Here is a 23,771-nt window from a genome sequence, read left to right as displayed (position 1 = left end):
CGCGGAGGCCAACGCTGTCTAGGGTGGCCGTCATGGTGGCGCCGAGCGGGGACCAGTACGAGATCGCAGCCGCGGGACACACCGCAGTCGTCACGGAGAGCGGGGCGGCACTGCGGTGCCTGAGCAGGCACGCGGTGGAGCTCGTCGACGGCTTCGGCGAGGGCGAGATGTCGTCAGGGGGGCGCGGGCAGCTGCTGATGCCGTGGCCCAACCGGATCCGGGACGGCCGCTACTCCTTCGGGGGCCGCGAGCTCCAGCTCGGCCTGACCGACCCGACGCGTGGCAACGCGTCGCACGGGCTCGCCCGCTGGGCCGCGTGGACCGTCGAGGAGCAGACCGCGACGTCGGTCTCGCTGGTGCTCCGGCTGATGGCGCAGTCCGGCTATCCGTGGACCCTCGACCTCCACGTCCTCTACGACCTGTCGGCCAACGGCCTCGTCGTGACCCAGACGGCGACCAACCTGTCGCCCGAGCCCGCGCCGTACGCCAGCGGTGCACACCCCTACCTCCGGGTCGGCGACTCGATCGAGGACCTGGAGCTCACGCTGCCCGCCCGCACCCACGTGCTGGTCGACGACCGGCGGCTGCCGGTCGGCACCGAGCCGGTGCCGGCGGCGTACGACTTCACGAGCCCGCGACGCATCGGGGACGCGGTGCTCGACGAGGGGTTCGGCGACCTCGACCGCGAGGAGGGGCGGACCACCGTGACGCTCGTGGACCCGGCCACCGGCCGGGGGGTGGCGCTCTGGGTCGACGAGCACCACCGCTGGCTGCAGGTCTTCACCCCGCCGGCCGAGGGGTCGCGCCCCGGGCTCGCGGTCGAGCCGATGACCGCACCCGCGGACGCGTTCAACTCCGGCACCGACCTGGTCACCCTCGCTCCCGCCGGGACCGACGGCGACGAGCTGTCGGTCTCCTGGGGCATCCACGCGGTCTGAGCGTCCGCGAGGCCCCGACCCGGCCCCGGGCGGCTAGTGACCGGAGGCGTCCTCGCGGTCGATGAGAGCGCGCACCTGGCGTACGCCGTCGCGGGCACGTCGACCGTCGGAGCCCTGGAACGCCATCGCCGAGATCGTCGTGCCGTCGGCGAGGTCCAGCGTGGCCCACGGCGCTCCCTCGCTGAGGTGGATCGCCAGGACCTCCTCCCACGCGAGGCGGCGGGTGCGGAACCCGTTGACCACGACCAGCGCCTCCATCTCGGCGGTGACGCGGGCCCGGGCGAGGGCCCAGCCGCAGGCCGCGGCGGCCCCGCCCATGATGAACAGGGTCAGCCGCTGGAGGAAGCTGAAGCGGTCGCGGACCGACTCGTCGAAGCCGAACCAGGCGGCCGCGCACACCACCAGCAGCGTCAGCCCGAGGCCGATGACCGCGAAGCGCACGCCCAACGGGCGCCACGTGTGCGGCAGCGACGGGAGCGCTCGCGGCTGCCCGCCGGGCGCGCGGTCAGAGTCGGCAGGCATGGATGTCCGTGAGCAGGATGGCGCGGGCCCCGATCGAGTACAGCTCGTCCATGAGTCGCTGCGACCCGGCGCGCGGCACCATCACCCGCACCGCGACCCAGCCGGCCTTGCCCAACGGGGAGATCGTCGGACCCTCGCGGCCGGGGGCGAGCTCGGAGGCGGCGTCGAGGTGCTTCTGCTCGATGTCGTAGTCCATCATCACGAAGCTGCGGGCCACCAGCACGCCCTCGATGCGCCGACGGAAGATCTCGAAGTCGTCGGGCACCTGGCCGCCACGGGTGATGAGCACGGCCTGCGAGTCGAGGATCACCTCGCCGAAGGTCTCCAGGCCGGCGGCGCGCAGCGTCGAACCGGTCTCGACCACGTCGGCGATGACGTCGGCCACGCCGAGCTGGATGCTGGTCTCCACCGCACCGTCGAGGCGGGTCACGCTCGCGGCGACGCCGTGGCGGAAGAGGTAGTCCTCCACCACACCGACGTACGACGTCGCGATCCGCAGGCCCTGCAGGTCCTCGAGCGAGGAGTAGCGGCCGACGGGTCCGGCGAAGTGGAAGCGCGAGCGGCCGAACCCGAGGTTCATGACCTCCTCGGCCTTGGCGCCCGAGTCGAGCAGCAGGTCGCGGCCGGTGATGCCGACGTCGAGGGTGCCCTCGCCGACGTAGAGCGCGATGTCGCGCGGACGGAGGTAGAAGAACTCGACGTCGTTCTCGGTGTCGACGAGCGCGAGCTCCTTGGAGTCGCTGCGCTGGCGGTAGCCCGACTCGCGCAGGATGTCGGTCGCGGCCTGGGACAGCGCCCCCTTGTTGGGGACGGCGATGCGGAGGGTCATTCAGTCACTCACAGGTGGGCGTAGACGTCGTCGAGGGTCAGTCCGGAGGCGAGCATGAGCACCTGGGCGTGGTAGAGCAGCTGGCTGATCTCCAGTGCCGTGGCGTCCTTGCCCTCGTGCTCGGCGGCCATCCAGGACTCGGCGGCCTCCTCCAGCAGCTTCTTGCCGATGGCATGCACGCCGGCATCCAGCTGCTGCACGGTGCCGGACCCCTCGGGGCGCTCCGCGGCCTTGGTGGACAGCTCCGCCCACAGGTCCTCGAACGTCTTCACGAGGAGGAAGCCTAGGCGGTCGCGCATCGGCATGCGGCGGGAGGCCCACCCCGCCGGCCGTGACCCGTCACCCCTGAGGAGGGTTGTCCGCGTCCGAAGGCTCGCCTACGGTCGACACATGACTGATTCGAACATGCATTCGGCCCCCTCCCCGACCGAGGCCGTCGACACCTCCGAGACCCTCGGCGGCCCGCAGGGCGACAGCACCCGCAAGGACCCCGAGGAGTGGGTCACCGGTGACGAGCCCATGACCGGGGCCCAGCGCAGCTACCTCGACACCCTCGCCCGCGAGGCGGGCGAGGAGCTGCCCGGCACCCTCACGAAGGCCCAGGCCTCCGAGCACATCGACCGGTTGCAGGGCGCCAGCGACCGGACGGCCTGACCCCGCCCGGCGCCGTCAGCGTCCGCGGACGCTCTGCAGCACCCGCGCCGTGTCGAGGGCGGCGGACGTCGCCTCCCAGCCCTTGTCCTCCGCCGAGCCCGCGAGGCCCGCGCGGGCGAGCGCCTGCTCCTCGGTGTCGCAGGTCAGCACCCCGAACCCCACCGGCATCGCGTGGTCGACGCTCACCTGCGTGAGCCCGTCGGTCGCCGCGGAGCAGACGTAGTCGAAGTGCGGGGTGCCGCCGCGGATCACGACGCCGAGCGCCACCACGGCGTCGTACCCGGCCCGGGCCAGCGCGGCCGCGACGACGGGCAGCTCGAAGGTGCCCGGCACGCGGATCACCTCGGGCTCGGTGATGCCGTACGCCGCCAGGGCGCGCTCGGCGCCGCCGACGAGGCCGTCCATCACCTGGGTGTGCCAGGTGGCCGCGACGACGGCGACGCGCAGGCCGCTGGCGTCGAAGGGCTGGGTCGTCGGTGCTCCGGCGCCGCTCATCGGTCTCCTCCGTCGGACAGGTCGGACAGGTCGGGCAGGTCGTGGCCCATCCGGTCGCGCTTGGTCTGCAGGTAGGCGAGGTTGTGGCCGTTGGGGTGCGGCGTGAGCGGCACGCGCTCGGCCACGCGGATCCCGAAGTCCTCCAGGCTGGCGGTCTTGTCGGGGTTGTTGGTCATCAGCCGCACGGACGCGATGCCGAGGTCGCGGAGGACCTGGGTGGCCGTGCCGTAGTGCCGTGCGTCGGCGGGCAGTCCGAGGTCGAGGTTGGCGTCGACCGTGTCGCGACCGCCGTCCTGCAGCTGGTAGGCCTGCAGCTTGGCGACCAGGCCGATGCCGCGTCCCTCGTGCCCGCGCAGGTAGACCACCACTCCCCTGCCCTCGGCCACGATGGTGGCGAGGGCCTCGTCGAGCTGGGGGCCGCAGTCGCAGCGCTCGCTGCCGAAGACGTCGCCGGTGAGGCACTCGCTGTGCACCCGGGTGAGCACCGGCTCGTCGCCGGAGATGTCGCCGTAGACGAGCGCCAGGTGCTCGCTGTTGTCGATGGTGATGCGGTAGCCGTAGGCGGTGAAGTCGCCGTGGCGGGTGGGCAGCCGGGTCTCGGCGACGCGCTCGACGTGGCGCTCGTGGCGGCGGCGGTAGCGGACCAGGTCCTCGATCGAGATCATCGCCAGGCCGTGCTCGTCGGCGAACTCCCGCAGCTCGGGTCCGCGCTTCATGGTGCCGTCGTCGTTGACGACCTCGACCAGGACGCCTGCAGGGGTCAGTCCGGCCAGCGTGGCCAGGTCGACCGCGGCCTCCGTGTGGCCGCGACGGACCAGCACGCCACCGTCGCGGTAGCGCAGCGGGAACACGTGCCCGGGGCGGGTGAGCTCCCACGGCTCCGTCGCGGAGTCGGCCAGCGTGCGGGCGGTGTGCGCCCGGTCGGAGGCGCTGATGCCGGTGCTGACGCCGTCACGGGCGTCCACGGAGATCGTGTAGGCCGTGCGGAGCTTGTCCTTGTTGTGCGGGGTCATCAGGGGGATCTCGAGGCGGTCGAGCATCTCGGCCGGCATCGGCACGCAGATGACACCGCTGGAGTGACGGATCGTGAAGGCCATCAGCTCCGGCGTCGCCTTGGCGGCGGCGAAGATGATGTCGCCCTCGTTCTCGCGGTCCTCGTCGTCGACGACGACGACGGCCCGGCCGGCCGCGATGTCCGCGATGGCCCGATCGACGGAGTCCAGTCGCACGTTCATGCGTTGACCACCTGCTCCTCGCGCTCGGTCGGTGTCTCGTCACGTGCCGCTCGGCGCCACACCAGGAAGCCCCAGACCACCAGCGCACCGTAGACGACGAACAGGACGGCGGTCGGGTAGTAGCCCGAGTGCCACAGCAGCGGTACGCCGACCAGGTCGACCGCGATCCAGGCGAGCCAGAAGTCGGTCCAGCCGCGCGCCATGGCGTACGTCGCGACCATGGAGCCGACGAAGATCCACGCGTCGCACCAGTAGTACCAGCGCGGCGCGGGCCAGCCGGCGCCGATGACGGAGAAGACCCACTGGCACACCACGACCGCGGCGGCCGCGGCGAGGAGGTAGGCCACGCGCTCGTTCCGCGTCGCCCAGCGGGGGGTGATCGCCGGGGCGTCCTTGTCGCGGCCGGCGCGGACCTGTCGCCAGCGCCACCAGCCGTAGACGCTGGTCACGATGAAGAAGACCTGGCGACCGGCCTGGCCGAAGAGCGGCTGCTGCGCGTGGGCGTCGAAGGTGGCCGCGATGAAGACCGTGAAGAGGAGCACGTTGCCGACGATGCCGATCGGCCACGCCCAGACCCGGCGCCGCAGGCCTCCGATGGCGGAGGCGAACCCGAAGGCGTTGCCGATGATCTCGCGCCAGGTGATCGCGTGCCCGGCGATCTGGACCTGGGCGTCGTAGAGCCAGTGGAGCAGGTTCACTGAAGGTCCTCTCGGGGGGTGAGGCGGTCGACGAGGCCGCTGGCGAGCAGCTTCTCGACATGCTTGGCGATGACGTCGGCCTCGAGGTTGACGAGGTCGCCGGGTCGGCGCGAGCCGAGCGTCGTACGGGCGAGCGTCTCGGGGATGAGGCTGACGGTGAAGCTGGCCTCGCGGGCCTCCACGACGGTGAGGCTGACGCCGTCGACGGTGATCGAGCCCTTGTCGACGAGGTAGCGCGCCAGGTGGCCGGGCAGCGAGATCTCCACGACGTCCCAGTGCTCGCTGGGCGAGCGGGAGATGACCTCGCCGACGCCGTCGACATGCCCCTGGACGATGTGGCCGCCGAGCCGCTTGTCCACGGTGACCGCGCGCTCGAGGTTGACCCGGTCACCGGGAGCGACCCCGGCGAGGGAGGTCTTGTCGAGCGTCTCCTGCATCAGGTCGGCGGTCCACCTCCCGTCGCCGAGCTCCGCGACGGTGAGGCAGCAGCCGTTGACGGAGATGGAGTCACCCAGCCCGGTGCCCTCGAGGACGGTGTCGGCCTCGACGGTGAGCCGGATGGCGTCGCCCTGGTCGGTGATCTCGGCGATGGTGCCGAGCTCCTCGACGATTCCGGTGAACATCAGGTCCTCCTCCTGAGGGGCTTCATGGTGAGGCGCACGTTGGTGTCCTCACCGTCGTGGCCCTGCAGCACGGTGACGTCGGTGACGTGCAGGTGCAGGGCGTCGGTGATGGTGGTGATGCCGAGGTCGGCGACCGCGCTGGAGCCGGCGCCGAGGAGCATCGGTGCGACGTAGGTGACGACCTCGTCGACGAGGTCGGCGGCCAGGAAGGCCCGGGCCAGGGTGGGACCGCCCTCGAGGAACACGTGCTGGCGGTCCAGGTCGTGCAGCCGGGCCAGCGCCTCCTCGGGGTCACGCGTGCGCAGGTGCACGGTCTCGGCCCGGGCGTTGAACACCCGCCGGTCTGCCGGCAGGTCGCGCAGGCCCATCACCGCGCGCAGCGGCTGGATCGCCACCGGCTGGTCGAGCTCGTCGCGGACCGTGAGCTCGGGGTCGTCGACCTCGACGGTGCGGGTCCCCACGAGCACGGTGTCGCACAGCGACCGGAGCCGGTGGGTGTCCAGGCGCGCCGCGCGGTTGGAGACCCAGCGGCTGGTGCCGTCGGCCGCGGCGCTGCGGCCGTCGAGGGTGGTGGCGAACTTCCAGGTGACGAACGGGCGACGACGGGCGACGGCGAAGGTCCAGGCGCGGTTGATCGCCTGCGCCTCGTCGACCATCTCACCGCCGACCACCTCGACGCCGGCCTCCCGCAGCCGGCCGGCCCCGCCCACTGCGACGGGGTTGGCGTCGGGCTGGGCGTAGACGACGCGACGTACGCCCGCGGCGACGAGCGCCTCGCTGCACGGCCCGGTGCGGCCGGTGTGGTTGCAGGGCTCGAGGGTGACGACAGCGGTGGCCCCCCGTGCCGACTCCCCGGCCTCGGCGAGCGCGGCCGCCTCGGCGTGCGGGGTGCCTGCGCCGCGGTGGAAGCCCTCGGCGATCGTGGTGCCGTCCGGGGCGAGGAGCACGCAGCCGACCCGCGGGTTGGGCCCGAGGGGCACCCCCGGCGTCACGGCGAGCGCCAGGGCGCGCCGCATGGCGCTGCGCTCCGCCTCGCTGGTCGTCATCTCCGCCTCCGGTCCGTGGGTGCGGACTCAGGGGGGCGTGGGACGGGACGCGCGTCCCTGATCGGGACGGGCGCGGAGCCGTCTGCGTGCGCTTCTCATCCGGACTGTGACCGTCGGTCCAGGAGTTCCACCTGGTCAACCGGCCACTGGATGTGGTCGGGTCGCGGACTGTGACCGCCGGTGCGGAATTTCACCGCCCCCAGAGCACGCTTGCTCTTCGTGGTCGCAACTGTGCCACAGTCGCGCGCATTCCCTCACCGGTGGCCGGCCGTGACGTGCGCAACAGTTGCCGAGACCGCGGTCGGACGTGCAGATCACCGCACCGAGGTGCTCAGACCTGGTCGAGGAACCGGTCGAACACCCGCGCACCGAACTCGAGCGCGTCCACGGGCACTCGCTCGTCGACGCCGTGGAAGAGCGCGGTGAAGTCGAGGTCGGCGGGCAGCCGCAGCGGCGCGAAGCCGTAGGAGCGCATGTCGAGCCTGCGGAAGTGCTTGGCGTCGGTGCCCCCGCTCATGAGGTAGGGCGCGACAAGGGCGTCCGGGTCCTCGGCGAGCAGGCTGCGGCTCATCGCGGTCACCAGGTCACCGTCGTACGGCGTCTCCCAGGGGTCCTGCTTGGACTCGAAGTCGAACTCGATCCCGTCGCCGGCCAGCTGGTGCAGGGTCGCGAAGAACTCGTCCTCGTAGCCCGGCAGGAAGCGGCCGTCGATCGTGGCCTGCGCGTCGGTGGGGATGACGTTGGTCTTGTAGCCGGCCTTGATCATCGTGGGGTTGGCGGTGTTGCGGATGACCGCGCCGAGCATGCGGGCCGCGTCGCCGAACTCCTCCACGAGTGCCTCGGCGTTGTCCGGGGTGGCCTCGGTGCCGGCGAGCTCGGCGACCGTGGCCAGCAGGACCTCCATGGTCGGGGTCAGTCGCACCGGCCACTGGTGCGCGCCGATGCGGGCGACCGCCCCGGCGAGCCGCGTGACCGCGTTGTCGTCGTTGATCATCGAGCCGTGCCCGGCCCGGCCACGCGCGGTGAGCCGCATCCAGGCCATGCCCTTCTCGGCGGCCTCGATGAGGTAGACCCGCCGTCCGCGCACGGTGGCGGAGAAGCCGCCCACCTCGCCGACGGCCTCGGTGCAGTCGGCGAACAGGTCGGCGTGGTCCTCGACCAGGCGTCCGGCACCGGAGTGGCCGCCCGCCTCCTCGTCGGCGGTGAAGCACAGCACGACCTCGCGGTCGGGGGCGGCGTCTGCAGCAGCGCGGGCGCGCACGACGCTGAGCAGCATTGCGTCGAAGTCCTTCATGTCGACCGCGCCTCGGCCCCACACCTGGCCGTCCTTGATCTCCCCGCTGAAGGGGTCGACCTGCCAGTCGGACGCCTCGGCGGGTACGACGTCGAGGTGGCCGTGGAGCAGCAGCGGGGCCCGGCCGTCACCACCGCCCCAGCGCGCGACGACGTTGGCCCGACCGGGCCTGCCCTCGATGACCTGGCTCTCGATCCCGACCTCGTCGAGCAGCGCGGCGACGTACTCGGCCGCCTTGCGCTCCCCCGGCCCGTCGTCGGTGCCGTAGTTGGAGGTGTCGATGCGGATCAGCTCCTGGCACAGCTGCACCACCTCGGCTGCAGGGTCGTAGGAGAGGTCCCGGGAAGGCGTTGCGGAGCGGTCGTCCATGCCGTCCATCCTGCCCCAGAAGGCAGCATCGTCCCCGATTGAATGTCGAGCCGACCGTTTTGCTACTGTTCTCCAGCACTCGTCCGGGTGGCGGAATTGGCAGACGCGCTAGCTTGAGGTGCTAGTGCCCGTATTAGGGCGTGGGGGTTCAAGTCCCCCCTCGGACACTGAGAAGGCTCCGGCTCCACGGAGCCTTTTCTTCATTTCGGAGCACGTACGACGAAGGACCCCGGGTCACCGACCCGGGGTCCTTCGTCCACGTGTGTGATGTGCCGCCGATCAGTCCTTGAAGGCGTCGACGACGGCCTGGTCGATCGTCCGCACGGGCCCGGTGAACCACTTCCTCGCGGAGAGCGTCCACCAGAGGGCCAGCACCAGCAGCACGCCGAGCACCATGAGCGGTGCGTAGTTGACTGCCGCCCAGTCGAACTCGTCTCGCCACGGCGCGCCGAACGGCGACGTCGGGAGCATCAGCATGATGCCGACGACGACGATCTCGATCACGGCGACGAGGTTCATCCACTTGTACTTGCTGCCGTTGTTCCAGGTCCCGACCTCGAACGAGTCGCCGGCACGCCAGCGCAGGTAGATCGGGATCGCGAAGGAGAAGTAGAGGCCGATGACCGAGACGGACGTGACCGCGTAGAACGCCGTCGGGATGCCGTTGACCGACTTCAGTGCCGGGAGCGTGATGATCGCGCCCAGGACGGCCGCGAAGATCACGGCGTTGGCCGGGGTCCGCTGCGCGTTGACCTTCGACCAGAAGCGCGAGCCGGGAACAGCCCGGTCGCGGCTGAACGCGAACATCATCCGCGACGTCGAGGTCAGGCAGGCCGTCGCGCAGAAGAGCTGCGCGCACGACGAGATGAACAGCAGCAACCCACCCCACGTCGACCCCAGAGCGGTGTCGAAGACGTAGGCGACACCGCCGGCGGGGATGCTCGCGTAGTCAGGAACCCCGTCGACCTGCGGGATCGCGAAGGTGACGGCGAGCAGCAGGATGTAGCCGCCGACGGCGGAGTAGAAGATCGACTGCCAGATGCCCTTGGCGGCCGAGTTCGCCGCGCCCTGGGTCTCCTCGGACAGGTGCACCGAGGCGTCGAACCCGGTGATCGTGTACTGGGTGAGGATGAAGCCGAACGGGATGATCGCCAGGAAGTACACGAGGCTGCTCGTCGACCCGTCCGCCCATCCGGAGCCGTTGAACTTGTCGGTGAAGACCTGCGAGACGCTGAGGTGCTGGTCCGGCACGATGATGAGCACGCCGACGAGGAATGCCGCGCCGGCGACGTGCCACCACACCGAGACGTTGTTGATCACCGCGAGCAGGTGGCTGGAGAAGATGTTCACCACTGTGATGAACGTCAAGATCACCAGGAAGATCACGAAGACCACGTTGAGCGAGAACTCGTCGGCCCAGCCCCAGGCCAGGAAGGTGAGCTCGAAGAAGGTGGCACACCCGTAGGCGACCGACGCGGTCACGGCCACGAGGCCGATCAGGTTCAACCAGCCGGTGAAGAACCCGGCTGCGGGACCACCGAGCTTGGACGCCCAGTAGTAGATCCCCCCGGAGGTCGGCATGGCCGACACCAACTCGGACATCGTGAAGCCGATGATCAGGATGAAGACCGAGATGATCGGCCACGACCACGAGATCGAGACCGGTCCGCCGTTCGCGATACCTGCTCCGTAGGTGGTCAGGCATCCGGCGAGGATCGAGATGATGGAGAACGAGATGGCGAAGTTGGAGAAGCTCGACCAGCTCCGACTGAGCTCTTGCGAGTAACCCAGCCTGGCCAGGTGCTTCTCGTCATCGGTGAGTTCTCGCTCGGGCGCGGACTCTGCTGCGGACATGGGCACACCTCTCGGGGCGTCAGTGGTTGCTCGGCACCGTAGGGCCGCGCGGGACCGGCCGTAAAGAGGCCTGACGAAAAATTGGTCTGAACTCCGACCATTGACGTCCGGGGCCAACCTGCACAGACTGGCCCGCATGACCGCGCAGCCGCACGAGCACCTCACCTCGGCGGTGCTCCGGCCGGTGCGCGGGCACCACGCCTTCGAGGGATGCGTGGAGCAGCTCGCGACCGCGATCCGGCTCGGGGTCTATCCCGTCGGCAGCCTGCTGCCGCCCGAGCGGGAGCTCGCCGAGCGCCTGGCCGTCAGCCGGGCCACCCTGCGCGAGGCCATCGCCGCGCTGCGGGAGGCGGGGCTCGTGGAGACCCGCCGCGGCCGTGGCGGCGGCTCGACGGTGACGTCGCCGGCGCGGGGGCGCTTCCGGGGCGGCCTGTCCCGGCTCTCCCACACCACCAAGTCCGATTGGCTCGACGCCCTGGAGTTCCGTCGCGTCGTCGAGCCCGGCGCGGCCCACCTCGCCGCCTCGCTCGAGCTCTCCGCGGCCGACCGCGAACGGCTCACCGCGTCCGAGGCGGCCGTGCAGGACGCGTCCGGCAAGCGGGCCCACCGCCAGGCCGACTCGCGCCTCCACCTGACCATCGCGTCGCTCAGCGGCTCGGACCGGCTCCAGGAGGCGGTCACCTCGGTGCAGTCGACCCTCGACTCGATGCTCGCGGCGATCCCGGCGCTCGAGCCCAACATCGGGCACTCGCACCGCCAGCACCGGCTCATCTGCACGGCCATCCTCAACGGGCGCCCCGACCGCGCCCGCAAGGTGATGGAGGACCACTGCGACGACACCGCCGCGCTCCTGCGCGGCCTGCTCGTCTGACCCGCACGCCTGACTGGAGAAGGAGAGCACGTGAGCACTCGCAACGACCGCCACCTGGACATGGACGCCCTGCGGCAGCGCATCGACGCCGGGGAGGTCGACACCGTCGTCGTCGCCTTCACCGACATGCAGGGCCGGTTGCAGGGCAAGCGGCTGCACGGGCGCTACTTCCTCGACCACGTCGCCGGGCACGGGACCGAGGGCTGCAACTACCTGCTGGCCGTCGACGTCGACATGAACACCGTGGACGGCTATGCGATGACCTCGTGGGACAAGGGCTACGGCGACATGGAGCTCGTGCTGGACGAGCAGACCATCCGCCTGCTGCCGTGGCTGCCCGGCACGGCGATGGTCCAGTGCGACCTGGAGTGGGCCGACCACGGTCCGGTGGTGGCGTCCCCGCGATCGATCCTCAAGGCCCAGCTGGACAAGCTGGCCGAGCGCGGACTCGTCGCGATGGCCGGGACCGAGCTGGAGCTCGTCGTCTACGACGACACCTACGAGGAGGCGTGGCGCAAGCGCTACCGCGACCTCACCCCGGCCAACCAGTACAACGTCGACTACTCCATCCTCGGCACCACCCGCGTCGAGCCACTGCTGCGCGACATCCGCAACCACATGTACGCCGCGGGCCTGGACGTCGAGGGCGCGAAGGGCGAGTGCAACTTCGGCCAGCACGAGGTCGGCTTCCTCTTCAACGACGCGCTCACCACCGCCGACAACCACGTCGTCTACAAGAACGCGGCGAAGGAGATCGCGGCGCAGCACGGCAAGTCCGTGACGTTCATGGCCAAGCCCAACGAGCGCGAGGGCAACTCGTGCCACATCCACCTGTCGCTGCGCGGCGACGACGGCGAGCTGGTGTTCTGGGACAAGGACTCCGACGCGCGCACGCCGCTCTACGACAGGTTCATCGCGGGCGTGCTGGCCACCGCGGCGGACTACACGCTGTTCTTCGCGCCCAACATCAACTCCTACAAGCGCTTCGCCGACGGTTCCTTCGCCCCCACGACCCTCGGCTGGGGCCTCGACAACCGCACCTGTGCCGTGCGGTTGGTGGGCCGTGGAGCCGGCGCGCGGATGGAGAACCGCATCCCCGGGGCGGACGCCAACCCCTACCTCGCGCTGGCCGCCATGATCGCGGGCGGACTGCACGGCATCGACCACGAGCTCGAGCTCGAGCCCGAGCTGACCGGCAACGCGTACGCCTCCGACAAGCCGCGGGTGCCGAACACGATGGGCGCGGCGCGTGAGGCGTTCCACGGCTCGGCCGTCGTCCGTGCGGCCCTGGGCGACGAGGTCGTGGACCACTACGCCAACATGGCGGACATCGAGCTGGCGGCGTACAACGCCGCCGTGACCGACTGGGAGCTCGTGCGCGGCTTCGAAAGGCTCTGAGGGATGAGCACCCTGATCAACCCGACCACCGGCGTGGAGCTCGACTCCTCCCCCGCCTCGGCCTCCCTCGAGGACGCCGACACCGCCATCGCGCGGGCGCACGACGCCTTCCCGGCATGGCGCGACGTGGCCCCCGGCGAACGCGCCCGCCTGCTGCGGGCCTTCGCCGCGGTCATCGACGAGCACCTCGAGGAGCTCGCCCAGCTGGAGGTGCTCAACGCGGGGCACACGATCGGCAACGCCCGCTGGGAGGCCGGCAACGTCCGCGACTGCCTCAACTACTACTCGGCGGCGCCGGAACGGCTCTTCGGGCGCCAGATCCCGGTTGCCGGCGGCACCGACGTGACGTTCCACGAGCCCCTGGGCGTCGTGGGCATCATCGTCCCCTGGAACTTCCCGATGCCGATCGCCGCGTGGGGCTTCGCCCCGGCCCTCGCCGCCGGCAACACCGTCGTGCTCAAGCCGGCGGAGCTGACCCCGTTGACGGCGATCCGGATCGGCGAGCTCGCGCTCGTGGCCGGCCTTCCCGAGGGCGTCCTCAACGTCATCCCCGGCAAGGGCTCGGTCGTCGGCGAGCGCTTCGTCACGCACCCGCTCGTCCGCAAGGTCTGCTTCACCGGCTCCACCGGTGTCGGCAAGCAGATCATGGCCGGCTGCGCGGACCAGGTGAAGCGGGTGACCCTCGAGCTCGGCGGCAAGAGCGCCAACATCGTCTTCGCCGACACCGACGTCGCGGCGGCGGCCGCCAGCGCGCCGTACGCCGTCTTCGACAACGCGGGCCAGGACTGCTGCGCACGCTCGCGGATCCTCGTGCAGCGATCGGCGTACGACGAGTTCGTGGGCCGCCTGCAGACGGCGGTCACCGACTTCCGGGTGCTGGACCCCGCGGACGAGCGCAGCGAGATGGGGCCGATGGTCTCGGCGGCGCAGCGCGACACCGTGCAGCGCTACCTCGACGACGCCACCGTCGCCTTCACCGGCAGCGCACCCGACGGTCCCGGCTGGTGGCTGCCACCGACCGTGGTCGAGTCCACCGACACCAGCGAGCCGGTGTGGCGCGAGGAGGTCTTCGGCCCGGTCGTCGCCGTCATGCCCTTCGACGACGAAGACGAGGCCGTGGCGCTGGCCAACGACTCCGACTACGGCCTCTCCGGCTCGATCTTCACCACCGACATCGGTCGCGCGCTGCGGGTCGCCCGCCGCGTCGAGGCCGGGAACCTCTCGGTCAACAGCCACTCCTCGGTGCGCTACTGGACGCCCTTCGGCGGCTACAAGCAGTCCGGCCTCGGCCGCGAGCTCGGGCCGGACGCGCCGAACGCGTTCACCGAGGAGAAGAACGTCTTCATCGCCCACTGATCCCCAGGATCCAGCTCCGAAAGGCAAGGAACCCACCCATGGCAGGACGCATCGAGGGCCGCACGGCCGTCGTCACAGGCGGTTGCAGCGGCATCGGCCTGGCGACCGTACGACGCTTCGTCGAGGAGGGAGCGCGCGTCGTGATCGGCGACATCGACGACGCTGCGGGCGAGGCGCTGGTCACCGAGCTCGGCGGCGCGGACGTGGCGACGTACGTGCACGTCGACGTGACCTCGAAGGACGAGGTCGACGCCCTGTTCCGGACGGCGAAGGACACCTACGGCTCGGTCGACATCGCCTTCAACAACGCCGGCATCTCCCCGCCGGAGGACGACTCGATCCTCGACACCGACCTCGACGCCTGGCGGAGGGTGCAGGAGGTCAACCTGACCAGCGTCTACCTCTGCTGCAAGGCGGCCCTCCCCTACATGCTCGAGCAGAAGCGCGGCTCGATCATCAACACCGCGTCCTTCGTGGCCGTGATGGGCGCCGCGACCTCGCAGATCTCCTACTCCGCCTCCAAGGGCGGCGTCCTGTCGATGTCCCGCGAGCTCGGCGTGCAGTTCGCCCGCGAGGGCGTGCGGGTCAACGCCCTGTGCCCCGGTCCCGTCAACACACCGCTGCTCAAGGAGCTCTTCGCGAGCGACGCCGAGCGCGCGGCCCGTCGGCTGGTGCACGTGCCGATGGGTCGGTTCGCCGAGCCCGAGGAGATGGCCAACGCCGTGCTCTTCCTCGCCTCCGACGAGTCGAGCTTCATGACGGCCAACACGTTCCTCGTGGACGGCGGCATCTCCGGCGCCTACGTCACTCCCCTCTGAGCGGGCGGCGATGGATGCCCCGGTCGTCGGGCTGACGACCTACCGCCAGACCGCGGCGTGGGGGGTGTGGACCACCCGCGCCGACGTGCTGCCCACGGAGTACGCCGTGGCGGTGGAGACCGCCGGCGGGGTGCCCCTGCTGCTGCCTCCCGTGGCCCTGCCGGACGCGGCCGAGAGGGTCGTGTCCCGCATCGACGCCCTCGTCGTCTCGGGTGGCGCCGACGTCGACCCGGGGAGGTACGGCGCCTCGCCGCACCCGCAGACCGCGGGCTGGCAGCCCGAGCGCGACGCCTGGGAGCTCGCGCTGCTCACCGCGGCCGACGCAGCAGGACTGCCGGTGCTCGGGATCTGCCGGGGGATGCAGCTGATGGCCGTGCACGCGGGGGGCTCGCTCGACCAGCACACGCCCGACCTCGTCGGTCACGAGAGGCACTCCCCCGGCGGCGACGAGTACGGCACCGTCGAGGTGGACACCGAGCCGGGCTCCCGGCTCGCGGGCCTCGTCGGCCCCCGCGTCGAGGTCAGCTGCCACCACCACCAGTCGGTGGCCAGGCATCCCGGCTTCACGGCCGTCGCGCGCGCCACGGACGGGACCGTGGAGGCGATGGAGGCCCCCGGCGACCGCTACTGCCTCGCCGTCCAGTGGCACCCCGAGACGCGTGTCGAGGTCGGGCTGATGGCCGGACTCGTGGCGGCGGCGCGCGAGCACGCCGGACGCTCCTAGCGCTGGTCCTGCCGCTCCCGGCGCCGGCGCAGGGCTGCCGGCAGCGTCAGCACGAGCGCCACCGCGACGCCGATGAACATCCCGATCGAGTTGGCCGCGACGTCGCGGGGGTCCGACACCCGACCCGGGATGGAGCGCTGGACGTTCTCGATCACCGAGGTGAGCACGATGCCCGCGGCGAGGGCGACCAGCCACAGGCGGGTGCCGACGAGCAGCAGCAGGAAGACGCCCAGCGGCACGAAGAGGCCGACGTTGGCGAGGAACTCGATGCGCTCGACGCTCAGGCGGCTCGTCAACGGGTCGAGGTCGCGGTAGCGCTCCAGCCGGGCAAGGACCCGCGCCGCCAGGCCCGAGTAGTCGGGCTGGTCCGAGCCCGGCGTCAGGGTGACCAGACCGACGAAGCCCAGGTAGAGGAACGTCAGCAGGCTCAGGAAGGGATGTCGGTGCAGCACGCGACCATCATCCGGGTCGGGTCCGCGGGAGGGCCTCGCCGGGGGTCGGCGGGCTGGCGCACCCCTTCATCCTGGTCCGCATCGGGTGGCAGTCGATCGGTCGCGACGAGCTCGCCCGGACGCCTCGCCGACCCGTCTCCGCCGTGCTCGAGCTGGACTGAGGCCTGAGCCGGACGGCTACGACGTCCAGGTCCAGGTGTTGAGGACCGCCTCGGCCGTCTTCTCGCGGGTGGCGCGGCCGAGCCCGGGGCTGAACGAGAACGTCACGACGTACACCTGGTCGTCGTGGATCGGGTGGTACTGCTCCACGGCGTACTTGACGCGGTTCTTCGTCATCCGGCCGGACACGTGGGTGGTGGGATCCCCCGCCACCACCACGGGAGTCCGCGCGCGACGGTTGCGGGCGCCGACGGTGCCCATCTCGTTGAGCGCGGCAGCATCCATCCGCTCGACGTCGTAGGCGCCCTCAGGTGCGACGACCACGCTGAAGTTGTCGGTGAAGCCGTCGTGGTCGCCCAGGTCGAAGACGTGCTTGTCGGCCCGCCCGAACCCGGGGATCCGGACCTTCTTCACGCCCCAGCCCTTGGGCGCGTGGACGGTGTAGCCGGTGCCCTTGATCACGGGCCCCTTGGCGCTGACCTCCAGCACCTTCGCCGTGACCGGCTCGTTCTCCGTCTCGGTCGGGGCACACCCGGCCAACGACACGGTGGCGGCCAGGGCCGACAGGACGACGATGCTGCGCAACATGGCCGTGACCCTATGTTTTCGAGCGGCTCGCCGCGCCCGAATCACCAAGTCCGTCGCAGTTGTCCGAGGCGTCCGCGAGGCTGTCCCCGTGACCCGGATCTCCCTCTCCCGCCTCCACGGCGAGCGCGTGCTCGTCGTCGACGGTGACGCGGAGCAGGTGATCGACCTCGCGGCGCTGCCGGCGTACGTCGCCGGGCGCGAGGCCGACGCTGCCGGGCCGCCACGTTGGGTGTGGGACGACACCGCGCGCTGGTATCCCTCGCTGCTCGCCGCCGGCGTCCGCGTCGCTCGCTGCCAGGACCTCCGCCTGTGCCACCACCTGCTGCGCCGCGCGCCGGCGGTCGACGGTCGGCTGCTCGACGGCGACGGATCGGCCCACTGGGACCGCCTCGGGCCGGCCGCGGCGCCGAGCCATCCCACCCTCTTCAGCGCGGACGACACCGCCGAGCACCTGCGCGCCGACCGCGAGGACGAGAGGCAGCTCGCCGCGGTCGCGGGCTCCCCCGAGGCCGCCCGGCTGGGACTGCTCGTGGCAGCCGAGTCCGCAGGTGCGCTCGTCGCCGCTGAGATGACGTACGCCGGCGTGCCGTGGCGCCTCGACGTCCATGAGCGGCTGCTCGCAGAGCTCCTGGGGCCGCGACCTCCTCGTGGCGCGCGCCCGCAGCTGCTGGACGAGCTGGTGGCCGAGGTCCGCCGCTCCCTCGACTCCCCCGCGCTCAACCCCGACTCGCGCCCCGAGCTGCTGGCGGCCCTCCGGCGGGCGGGGTTCGAGGTGGCCGACATCCGCGCGTCGACCCTGCAGGCGGTGGACCACCCGGCGATCGCCCCGCTGCTGCGCTACAAGAAGCTGGCACACCTCTTCCAGACCAACGGCTGGGCGTGGGTCGACGAGTGGGTGAGCGGCGGCCGCTTCCGGCCGTCCTACCAGCCCGCGGGCTCGACGACCGGCCGCTGGTCGTCCAACGGCGGCGGCGCCCTGTCGTTCCCGGTGCAGGTCAGGTCGGCCGCCGTCGCCGACGAGGGCTGGGTCCTGGTCGTCGCCGACGTCGCGCAGCTCGAGCCGCGCGTGCTCGCCGGCATGAGCCGCGACCGCGCGTTGGCCCGGGCCGCCCGGGGTGCCGACCTCTATCAGGGGATGGTCGACGACGGCGCCGTCGCGACCCGGCAGGACGCCAAGCTCGGCCTGCTCGGCGCGATGTACGGCGCCACGAGCGGTGAGAGCGGCCGGATGGTCGCCGGACTGACCCGCCGCTACCCAGCGGCCTTCGGGCTCGTCGAGGAGGCGGCGCGGGCCGGCGAGCGCGGCCAGGTCGTGCGCACGCTGCTCGGTCGCGGCAGCCCGGCGCTGGGTGGCACGTGGGACGAGTCGCCCGACGCACCTCCGGCCGACCTCGACGACCAGGACCGTCGCCGCCGCGCCTACGGCCGCTTCACCCGCAACTTCATCGTCCAGGGCACCGGAGCGGAGTGGGCCCTGTGCTGGATCGCCGACCTGCGCAACCGGCTCTGGCGGCTCGGCGGCGACGGTCCGCTCGACGCCCGGCCGCACCTGGTGCTCTTCCTCCACGACGAGGTCGTGGTCCACGCGCCGGCCGCCCTCGCCGACGCGGTGGGTGCCGAGCTCACCTCCGCTGCGGCGACGGCCGGCGCGCTGCTCTTCCGCGAGCTGGACGTCGACTTCCCGCTCACCATCTCCGTCGTGCAGTCCTACGCAGACGCCGGCAAGCCCGGGACCTAGGTCCCGGCCTGCCCCGACCATCGCCCCTGCCCGTGACCGGAGCTCTCGGGGACGCTGGTCGTGGAGGCAAGGAGGCAGCCGTGAGCTCCACGCTCGAGCACCGCACCAGGACCGTCACCGCGAGCACCGTGGGTCGCGTCGGCACGCGCGCCTCGTCCGTACGCCGCTTCGTCGGCGGCTTCTACCTCGTGATGGGCGGCATCAACGCCGGCATCGTCGCGGCCGACCCCGAGACCTACCGGACCTTCGCGGACGGCGCGTTCTGGCCGTTCGTGACCGACGCCTGGCACGACGTGGTGATGTCGCAGCCGATCCCGTGGTTCCTCCTGCTGGCCGGTGGCGAGGTCACCCTCGGCCTGCTGCTGCTCCGTGGCGCCGCCGCCGCGCGTGCCGGCTGGGTCGGGGTGATCGCTTCCACGTGCTGCTGATGTCCTTCGGCTTCGGGTTCTGGCTGTGGAGCCTGCCCGCGCTCGCCCTGCTCGTCCCGAGCGCCGTGGCCGACTGGCCGGCCCTGGCGGGCCCCGGTCGTCGTACCCACTCCCCCTCGGCACCGCACACCTCCGGTCCGGCACGGCCGTTGCGGACGGTCCAGGGCGTGGCCCGCACCGGAGTGGTGCTCCGGTCCACGCTGCTGCTGTCCGTCCTCGTCGTGGCAGCGTCCGCCTACGGCCTCCTGGCGACCTCGCCCTACCACTCGCTGCCCGACGCGACCGTGGCCGCCGCACGCGCCCAGGACGCGTGCAGCATCCTCGTCGCCGTGCTGATGCTCGCGCTCGTGCGTCGTCCGGTGCTCAGCACGGCGGTCGACCTCGTCCGCCTGGGCCTGCTGGGCTACCTCGTCTACAGCTACCTGATCTACGTCACGGGTGTCCCGATGAACCGGATGTTCCTCGTCTACGTCGCCATCGTGGCGCTCGCGGGCGCGGGACTGGTGACCGGCCTGGTCCGGGTGGCGGTGTCGAGCCCGCCGGCGAGCGCCGCGTCCGAGCGGCTCGTGCGAGGCACCGGCTGGATGCTGGTCGTCACGGGAGTGCTCTTCGCCGGGCTCTGGCTGTCAGCGCTGCTCCCCTTCGCCCTCGGCGGTGACCGACCCGATCCCGAGGGGGTCGGCGGGGCTCCCTACCCGGTCTTCTGGCTCGACCTCGCGATCGTGCTCCCCCTCATCGTCGCCGTCGGCGTGCTGCTGCTGCGCCACCACGCGTCGGCAGCCCCGCTCGCGACCGTCGCGGTGATCAAGATCGTCACGCTCTTCACCGCACTCTGGGCCGGGCCCGTCGTGGCACTGGTCACGGGCTCGGACGTCCACCTCGGTCCCGACGCGGGTCCGAGCCTGCTCCTGCTGGTCGCCAGCCTCGGGCTCGCGGCCCGGTGGCTGCGCTCCTTCGCGCCCCTGGCCACCACCGCACCCCATCCCCGTTCCGATCCCGAGAGGTCACCGCGATGAACACCCTGCTGGTCCACGAGTCCCACTGGGGCAACACCCGCGCCATCGGCGAGGCCATTGCGCAGGGGATCGCCAGCGTCGGTGACGGCGCTCAGGTGACCGTCGTCGACGTCGGCGAGGCACCGTCCCCCCTGCCCGGTGACGTCGCCCTCCTCGTGATCGGCGGCCCCACCCACGCCTTCTCGATGAGTCGCGCCGCCACCCGCCGCGACGCGCACAGCCAGGGCGCGGAGCCGGGCCACGACCTGGTCGGCATCCGCGAGTGGCTGGACGGCCTGCCCGCTCCCGCCGCCTCCCCTGCCGTGGCCACCTTCGACACGCGGGTCACGCAGGTGCGCAGGCTGCCCGGTTCGGCGGCTCGGGCGGCCCGCAGGATGGCCGAGCACCACCACATAGGCGAGGTCGTCGCCACGGAGTCCTTCTACGTCGAGGACTCTGCCGGACCGCTGGAGGAGGGCGAGCTCGACCGCGCTCGCGCCTGGGGCCGTCACCTCGCATCGGACGCACGGATCGTGTGAGTCTCCTCTCCATCTGAGCGAGGATCCGCACCCTCGGTTTGCTTGAGGTCGCGATCCTTGGTCTGGTCGGAGGATGGCAATCCGCAACGCACCACCCAAGGTTGACGCGTCGGCTGGTCCCGACGCGCAGCCCCCGTCCGAAGACCTGCACCCCGCCCTCGACGCCTCGATCGAACCAGCCGGCCAGCCACGCGGCTCGGGCCTCGACACCGTGGTCTTCGGAGTCACCGCGCTTCTCGCCGTCGGCTTCCTCGTGTGGGGCCTGGTCAGCACGGCCTCGCTGAGCAGCGCCTCGGGCAAGGGCCTGGCCTGGACGATGACCAACACCGGGTGGGTCTTCGTGCTGACCGCGTCGGCCTTCGTGGTGTTCGTGATCTGGCTGGCGATGGGTCGCTTCGGCAACATCCCCCTCGGCCGCGACGACGAGCAGCCCGAGTTCCGCACCATCTCGTGGATCGCGATGATGTTCAGCGCCGGCATGGGCATCGGCCTGATGTTCTACGGCGTGAGCGAGCCCGTGAGCCACTTCGCCACCCCGCCACCGGGCACGGGCGAGACCGGCAGCGCGCAGACGGCGATGGCCACCACCCTCTTCCACTGGACCCTGCACCCGTGGGCGATCTACGCCGTCGTCGGCCTCGCCATCGCGTACGGCACCTACCGCAAGGGCCGCGTGCAGCTCATCAGCGCCGCCTTCGAGCCGCTCCTGGGTCATCGCGCCCACGGCCCGGCCGGCAAGGTCATCGACATGCTCGCGATCTTCGCGACGCTCTTCGGCTCGGCCGCCTCGCTCGGCCTCGGCGCCCTCCAGATCCGCAGCGGCCTGGAGATCGTCGGCGGCATCGGCGTGTCCGGCAACCGTGTGCTCGTCGGCATCATCGCCGTGCTGACCGTCGCCTTCGTGCTGTCCGCTGTCTCGGGCGTCGCCCGGGGCATCCAGTGGCTCTCCAACATCAACATGGTCCTCGCGCTGGCGCTGGCCGCCTTCGTCTTCGTCGTCGGCCCGACCGTCTTCATCCTCAACCTGCTCCCGACCGCGCTCGGCAGCTACGTCGACCAGCTCCCGGAGATGGCCTCCCGCACCGGCGCCGAGGGCGCCGAGGTCAGCGAGTGGCTGGCCGGCTGGACCGTCTTCTACTGGGCGTGGTGGCTGTCGTGGACGCCCTTCGTGGGCATGTTCATCGCCCGCATCTCCCGCGGGCGCACCGTCCGCCAGTTCGTCACCGGCGTGCTGCTGGTCCCCAGCCTGGTGAGTCTGGTCTGGTTCGCCATCTTCGGCGGCGCCGCCATCAAGCTCCAGCAGGACGGTGTCGACATCGCCGGCGCCGGCGGCGTCGAGACGCAGCTGTTCACCGTGCTCGACCAGTTCCCGCTCGCCACCGTGTCCAGCATCCTGGTGATGGTGCTCGTGGCGATCTTCTTCGTCTCCGGGGCCGACGCCGCCTCGATCGTGATGGGCTCGCTCTCCGAGCACGGCTCCCTGGAGCCGCGGAAGCCGACGGTGATCTTCTGGGGCGTGGCGACCGGCCTGGTCGCGATGGTCATGCTGCTCGCGGGCGGTGAGGACGCGCTGAGCGGTCTCCAGACGATCACGATCATCGCGGCGCTGCCGTTCGTGCTCGTGATGGTCGCCCTGGCCGTGGCACTGGTCAAGGATCTCTCCTCCGACCCGCTCGTCGTACGCCGTCAGTACGCCATCGAGGCCGTGGAGGCAGCCGTGGTCGCCGGCGTCACCGAGCACGGCGACGACTTCGTGCTCTCGGTCGAGAAGGACCCGGAGGCCTGACCGCTCCACCGCGCCGTAGGGTCGCTCCCATGAGGGATCCTCTGCGCATCGGCTTCGTCACCGGCGCGACCCCGGACAAGTGGGCGCGCAACTGGCGCTCGCACCGCCGCGAGCCGCTCGAGCTCGTGCCGGTGACGGAGGCCGACCAGGTCGGCGGCGTCCGCGACGGCAGCCTGGACATGGCGATCGTCCGGCTGCCCGTGGACACCGACGGCATGCACTGCGTCCGGCTCTACGACGAGGTCCAGGTCGCCGTCGCCTCCCGCGAGCACCTGCTGGCCGCCGCGGACGACGAGGTCGGCACCGCCGACCTCGTCGACGAGCAGCTCGTGCGTCCCCACGCGAGCGGCTGGCGGCCGGACGCCGAGCAGCTCGAGTGGCCGCCGATGAGCGAGCAGGACGCGATCGAGACGGTCGCCGCCGGCACCGGCGTCGTGATCCTGCCGATGTCGATCGCGCGCCTCCACCAGCGCAAGGACGTGGTCACCCGGGTCGTCTCCGACCTCGACCCGACCACGATCGCGCTCGTCTGGCTGCTCGAGCGCGACGACGAGGTGACCCAGACGTTCGTCGGGGTGACCAAGGGGCGCACGGCCCGGTCCTCGCGGTAGGTGGCTGCTACTCGTCGGTCGGGCGCATGCCGGGCTCCGAGGGGCCATCGACGTTGACCGTCGGAATGCCGCCGCCGGTCCGCGCTATGACCGCCAAGGACGGCTCGCGCCCGGGGTTCGACTCACGGTGGACGGTCCACGACGGAACGTGCACGAAGTCACCCGGACCGGCGTCGACGTATCCCTCGTAGCCTTCGAACTCGAGGCGCAGGATGCCGCGAACGACGTACAGGCTCGACTCGTTGCGGTCGTGGTGGTGCCAGCCGGACACCGCCCCGGGCTCGGTCTCGACCTGACCGGCCCAGAGCAGCGGCAGCTCGAACGCGCGGGCGCGCTGCATGCCGTCCGTCGGATCCGACGGAGCCAGGTCGGCCGGCGTGAACACCCGGACGGGCCGCGGCAGCTCATCGTTCACACGTTCAGGGTGCCACGATCCGTGGCGGGTCGGGTGGGTCCAGTGCGGTGGTGCCGGTGGTGTCTCGTCGGTAGCGGTGGCCGTGGGGGCTGGTCCACTCGAAGACCCCTGCATCGAGCATCCGGTAGTGCCAGGCGGTGTGGGTCTTGAGGCGGTGGTGGAACCGGCACAGGGCGGCAAGGTTGTCCGTGCTCGTGGGGCCGGCCTGTGGTCGGGCCTCGTCTGCGGCGGTGTGGTCGTGCGCGATGACGTGGTCGACGTCGCAACCCCTGGCCGGCCTGCCGCACCAGGGGAAGACGCAGGTGCGGTCTCTGAGGATGACGTGTTCGCGGATCA

27 protein-coding genes, 1 tRNA gene and 1 riboswitch are annotated in these 23,771 nt (G+C 71.5%); of the genes, 14 read left to right on the top strand and 14 right to left on the bottom strand.

Annotation, left to right across the window (positions count from 1 at the left end; translation table 11 throughout):
* Window positions 1–32: 32 nt before the first annotated feature.
* Window positions 33–938: an aldose 1-epimerase family protein gene (locus JWN97_RS11900; RefSeq protein ID WP_297622756.1), complete on the top strand. Its 906-nt coding sequence runs from the start codon at window positions 33–35 to the stop codon at window positions 936–938.
* A 33-nt stretch (window positions 939–971) separates the two neighbouring features.
* Here JWN97_RS11900 and JWN97_RS11895 read toward each other — a convergent pair whose 3' ends face one another.
* From JWN97_RS11895 to JWN97_RS11885, 3 genes are read right to left on the bottom strand one after another with little or no spacing between them, the layout of a single operon-like run.
* Window positions 972–1,460 (bottom strand): PH domain-containing protein, encoded by a 489-nt coding sequence (locus tag JWN97_RS11895; protein WP_297622754.1) that lies wholly within the window; start codon window positions 1,458–1,460, stop codon window positions 972–974.
* On the bottom strand, window positions 1,444–2,289 hold the full coding sequence (hisG, locus tag JWN97_RS11890; protein ID WP_297622752.1) for an ATP phosphoribosyltransferase: 846 nt from the start codon (window positions 2,287–2,289) through the stop codon (window positions 1,444–1,446). The genes JWN97_RS11895 and hisG overlap by 17 nt, the downstream gene beginning before the upstream one ends.
* Window positions 2,290–2,297: 8 nt before the next feature.
* Window positions 2,298–2,588 (bottom strand): phosphoribosyl-ATP diphosphatase, encoded by a 291-nt coding sequence (locus JWN97_RS11885; RefSeq protein WP_297622750.1) that lies wholly within the window; start codon window positions 2,586–2,588, stop codon window positions 2,298–2,300.
* A gap of 91 nt (window positions 2,589–2,679) precedes the next feature.
* On the opposite strand from JWN97_RS11885, the gene JWN97_RS11880 reads away from it, so the two are divergent.
* The gene (locus JWN97_RS11880; protein ID WP_297622748.1) at window positions 2,680–2,943 is read left to right on the top strand and encodes a DUF3072 domain-containing protein; all 264 of its coding nucleotides are present in this window, start codon (window positions 2,680–2,682) and stop codon (window positions 2,941–2,943) included.
* Between the two features lie 15 nt (window positions 2,944–2,958).
* Here the strand turns inward: JWN97_RS11880 and ribH are convergent, their stop codons facing one another.
* The 6 genes from ribH to JWN97_RS11850 form a co-directional block, all read right to left on the bottom strand.
* The gene (gene ribH / locus JWN97_RS11875) at window positions 2,959–3,438 is read right to left on the bottom strand and encodes a 6,7-dimethyl-8-ribityllumazine synthase (RefSeq protein WP_297622746.1); all 480 of its coding nucleotides are present in this window, start codon (window positions 3,436–3,438) and stop codon (window positions 2,959–2,961) included.
* The gene (locus JWN97_RS11870) at window positions 3,435–4,673 is read right to left on the bottom strand and encodes a bifunctional 3,4-dihydroxy-2-butanone-4-phosphate synthase/GTP cyclohydrolase II (protein ID WP_297622744.1); all 1,239 of its coding nucleotides are present in this window, start codon (window positions 4,671–4,673) and stop codon (window positions 3,435–3,437) included. The genes ribH and JWN97_RS11870 overlap by 4 nt, the downstream gene beginning before the upstream one ends.
* A complete protein-coding gene (locus JWN97_RS11865; RefSeq protein ID WP_297622742.1) occupies window positions 4,670–5,371 on the bottom strand; it encodes a nicotinamide mononucleotide transporter family protein in 702 nt (233 codons plus the stop codon). Before JWN97_RS11865 ends, JWN97_RS11870 begins: the two co-directional genes overlap by 4 nt.
* The gene (locus JWN97_RS11860) at window positions 5,368–5,994 is read right to left on the bottom strand and encodes a riboflavin synthase (RefSeq protein WP_297622740.1); all 627 of its coding nucleotides are present in this window, start codon (window positions 5,992–5,994) and stop codon (window positions 5,368–5,370) included. Before JWN97_RS11860 ends, JWN97_RS11865 begins: the two co-directional genes overlap by 4 nt.
* On the bottom strand, window positions 5,994–7,040 hold the full coding sequence (ribD, locus tag JWN97_RS11855; RefSeq protein ID WP_297622738.1) for a bifunctional diaminohydroxyphosphoribosylaminopyrimidine deaminase/5-amino-6-(5-phosphoribosylamino)uracil reductase RibD: 1,047 nt from the start codon (window positions 7,038–7,040) through the stop codon (window positions 5,994–5,996). Before ribD ends, JWN97_RS11860 begins: the two co-directional genes overlap by 1 nt.
* An 82-nt stretch (window positions 7,041–7,122) precedes the next feature.
* Window positions 7,123–7,252: riboswitch (FMN riboswitch) on the bottom strand.
* 119 nt (window positions 7,253–7,371) lie between these two features.
* Complete coding sequence (locus JWN97_RS11850) at window positions 7,372–8,703, bottom strand: M20/M25/M40 family metallo-hydrolase (RefSeq protein WP_297622736.1); 1,332 nt, start codon at window positions 8,701–8,703, stop codon at window positions 7,372–7,374.
* 81 nt (window positions 8,704–8,784) lie between these two features.
* On the opposite strand from JWN97_RS11850, the gene JWN97_RS11845 reads away from it, so the two are divergent.
* Window positions 8,785–8,870: transfer RNA gene (locus JWN97_RS11845), tRNA-Leu, on the top strand.
* 112 nt (window positions 8,871–8,982) lie between these two features.
* Here JWN97_RS11845 and JWN97_RS11840 read toward each other — a convergent pair.
* Complete coding sequence (locus JWN97_RS11840; protein ID WP_297622734.1) at window positions 8,983–10,557, bottom strand: amino acid permease; 1,575 nt, start codon at window positions 10,555–10,557, stop codon at window positions 8,983–8,985.
* 136 nt (window positions 10,558–10,693) lie between these two features.
* On the opposite strand from JWN97_RS11840, the gene JWN97_RS11835 reads away from it, so the two are divergent.
* Genes JWN97_RS11835 through JWN97_RS11815 form a run of 5 tightly spaced genes read left to right on the top strand, consistent with a single transcriptional unit; the run spans window position 10,694 to window position 15,724 of the window.
* A complete protein-coding gene (locus JWN97_RS11835) occupies window positions 10,694–11,428 on the top strand; it encodes an FCD domain-containing protein (RefSeq protein WP_297622732.1) in 735 nt (244 codons plus the stop codon).
* Window positions 11,429–11,458: 30 nt separating this feature from the next.
* Window positions 11,459–12,826: a glutamine synthetase family protein gene (locus JWN97_RS11830; protein WP_297622730.1), complete on the top strand. Its 1,368-nt coding sequence runs from the start codon at window positions 11,459–11,461 to the stop codon at window positions 12,824–12,826.
* Between the two features lie 3 nt (window positions 12,827–12,829).
* Window positions 12,830–14,182 (top strand): aldehyde dehydrogenase family protein, encoded by a 1,353-nt coding sequence (locus tag JWN97_RS11825; RefSeq protein ID WP_297622728.1) that lies wholly within the window; start codon window positions 12,830–12,832, stop codon window positions 14,180–14,182.
* Window positions 14,183–14,220: 38 nt separating this feature from the next.
* Window positions 14,221–15,000 carry a 3-oxoacyl-ACP reductase gene (locus tag JWN97_RS11820; protein WP_297622726.1) on the top strand — a complete coding sequence of 260 codons (780 nt, stop codon included), beginning with the start codon at window positions 14,221–14,223 and terminating at the stop codon, window positions 14,998–15,000.
* A 10-nt stretch (window positions 15,001–15,010) separates the two neighbouring features.
* A complete protein-coding gene (locus JWN97_RS11815; RefSeq protein WP_297622723.1) occupies window positions 15,011–15,724 on the top strand; it encodes a gamma-glutamyl-gamma-aminobutyrate hydrolase family protein in 714 nt (237 codons plus the stop codon).
* On the opposite strand, the gene JWN97_RS11810 is transcribed toward JWN97_RS11815, so the two are convergent.
* Both JWN97_RS11810 and JWN97_RS11805 read right to left on the bottom strand, forming a co-directional pair.
* Window positions 15,721–16,176, bottom strand: coding sequence for a VanZ family protein (locus JWN97_RS11810; protein WP_297622721.1), 456 nt, complete (start codon window positions 16,174–16,176; stop codon window positions 15,721–15,723). The genes JWN97_RS11815 and JWN97_RS11810 overlap by 4 nt on opposite strands.
* A 177-nt stretch (window positions 16,177–16,353) precedes the next feature.
* On the bottom strand, window positions 16,354–16,923 hold the full coding sequence (locus tag JWN97_RS11805; RefSeq protein ID WP_297622719.1) for a hypothetical protein: 570 nt from the start codon (window positions 16,921–16,923) through the stop codon (window positions 16,354–16,356).
* 88 nt (window positions 16,924–17,011) lie between these two features.
* Between JWN97_RS11805 and JWN97_RS11800 the strand changes: the two genes are divergently transcribed.
* The 6 genes from JWN97_RS11800 to JWN97_RS11775 all read left to right on the top strand — a co-directional run bounded on the left by JWN97_RS11800 (window position 17,012) and on the right by JWN97_RS11775 (window position 23,020).
* Window positions 17,012–18,661, top strand: coding sequence for a bifunctional 3'-5' exonuclease/DNA polymerase (locus tag JWN97_RS11800; protein WP_297622717.1), 1,650 nt, complete (start codon window positions 17,012–17,014; stop codon window positions 18,659–18,661).
* Window positions 18,662–18,741: 80 nt separating this feature from the next.
* Entirely contained in the window at window positions 18,742–19,089 is a 348-nt protein-coding gene (locus JWN97_RS11795; RefSeq protein WP_297622715.1) for a hypothetical protein, read from the top strand.
* Window positions 19,089–20,105 (top strand): hypothetical protein, encoded by a 1,017-nt coding sequence (locus tag JWN97_RS11790; RefSeq protein ID WP_297622713.1) that lies wholly within the window; start codon window positions 19,089–19,091, stop codon window positions 20,103–20,105. Before JWN97_RS11795 ends, JWN97_RS11790 begins: the two co-directional genes overlap by 1 nt.
* Entirely contained in the window at window positions 20,102–20,623 is a 522-nt protein-coding gene (locus tag JWN97_RS11785) for a hypothetical protein (RefSeq protein ID WP_297622711.1), read from the top strand. The genes JWN97_RS11790 and JWN97_RS11785 overlap by 4 nt, the downstream gene beginning before the upstream one ends.
* 73 nt (window positions 20,624–20,696) lie before the next feature.
* Window positions 20,697–22,409, top strand: a complete 1,713-nt coding sequence (locus tag JWN97_RS11780; RefSeq protein ID WP_297622709.1) for a BCCT family transporter — start codon at window positions 20,697–20,699, stop codon at window positions 22,407–22,409.
* A gap of 29 nt (window positions 22,410–22,438) precedes the next feature.
* Window positions 22,439–23,020 carry a LysR substrate-binding domain-containing protein gene (locus JWN97_RS11775; protein WP_297622707.1) on the top strand — a complete coding sequence of 194 codons (582 nt, stop codon included), beginning with the start codon at window positions 22,439–22,441 and terminating at the stop codon, window positions 23,018–23,020.
* Between the two features lie 7 nt (window positions 23,021–23,027).
* Here JWN97_RS11775 and JWN97_RS11770 read toward each other — a convergent pair whose 3' ends face one another.
* Both JWN97_RS11770 and JWN97_RS11765 read right to left on the bottom strand, forming a co-directional pair.
* Entirely contained in the window at window positions 23,028–23,435 is a 408-nt protein-coding gene (locus tag JWN97_RS11770; protein ID WP_297622705.1) for a cupin domain-containing protein, read from the bottom strand.
* Between the two features lie 4 nt (window positions 23,436–23,439).
* Window positions 23,440–23,771, bottom strand: a 332-nt coding sequence (locus JWN97_RS11765) for an HNH endonuclease signature motif containing protein (protein WP_297622703.1), incomplete at its 5' end; no start/stop codon positions are given.

This window comes from Nocardioides sp., assembly GCF_025965415.1.
Taxonomy (GTDB): Bacteria; Actinomycetota; Actinomycetes; order Propionibacteriales; family Nocardioidaceae; genus Nocardioides.
Note: the sequence above shows the minus strand (reverse complement) of the source record. Positions and strands in the feature narration are given on the sequence as shown.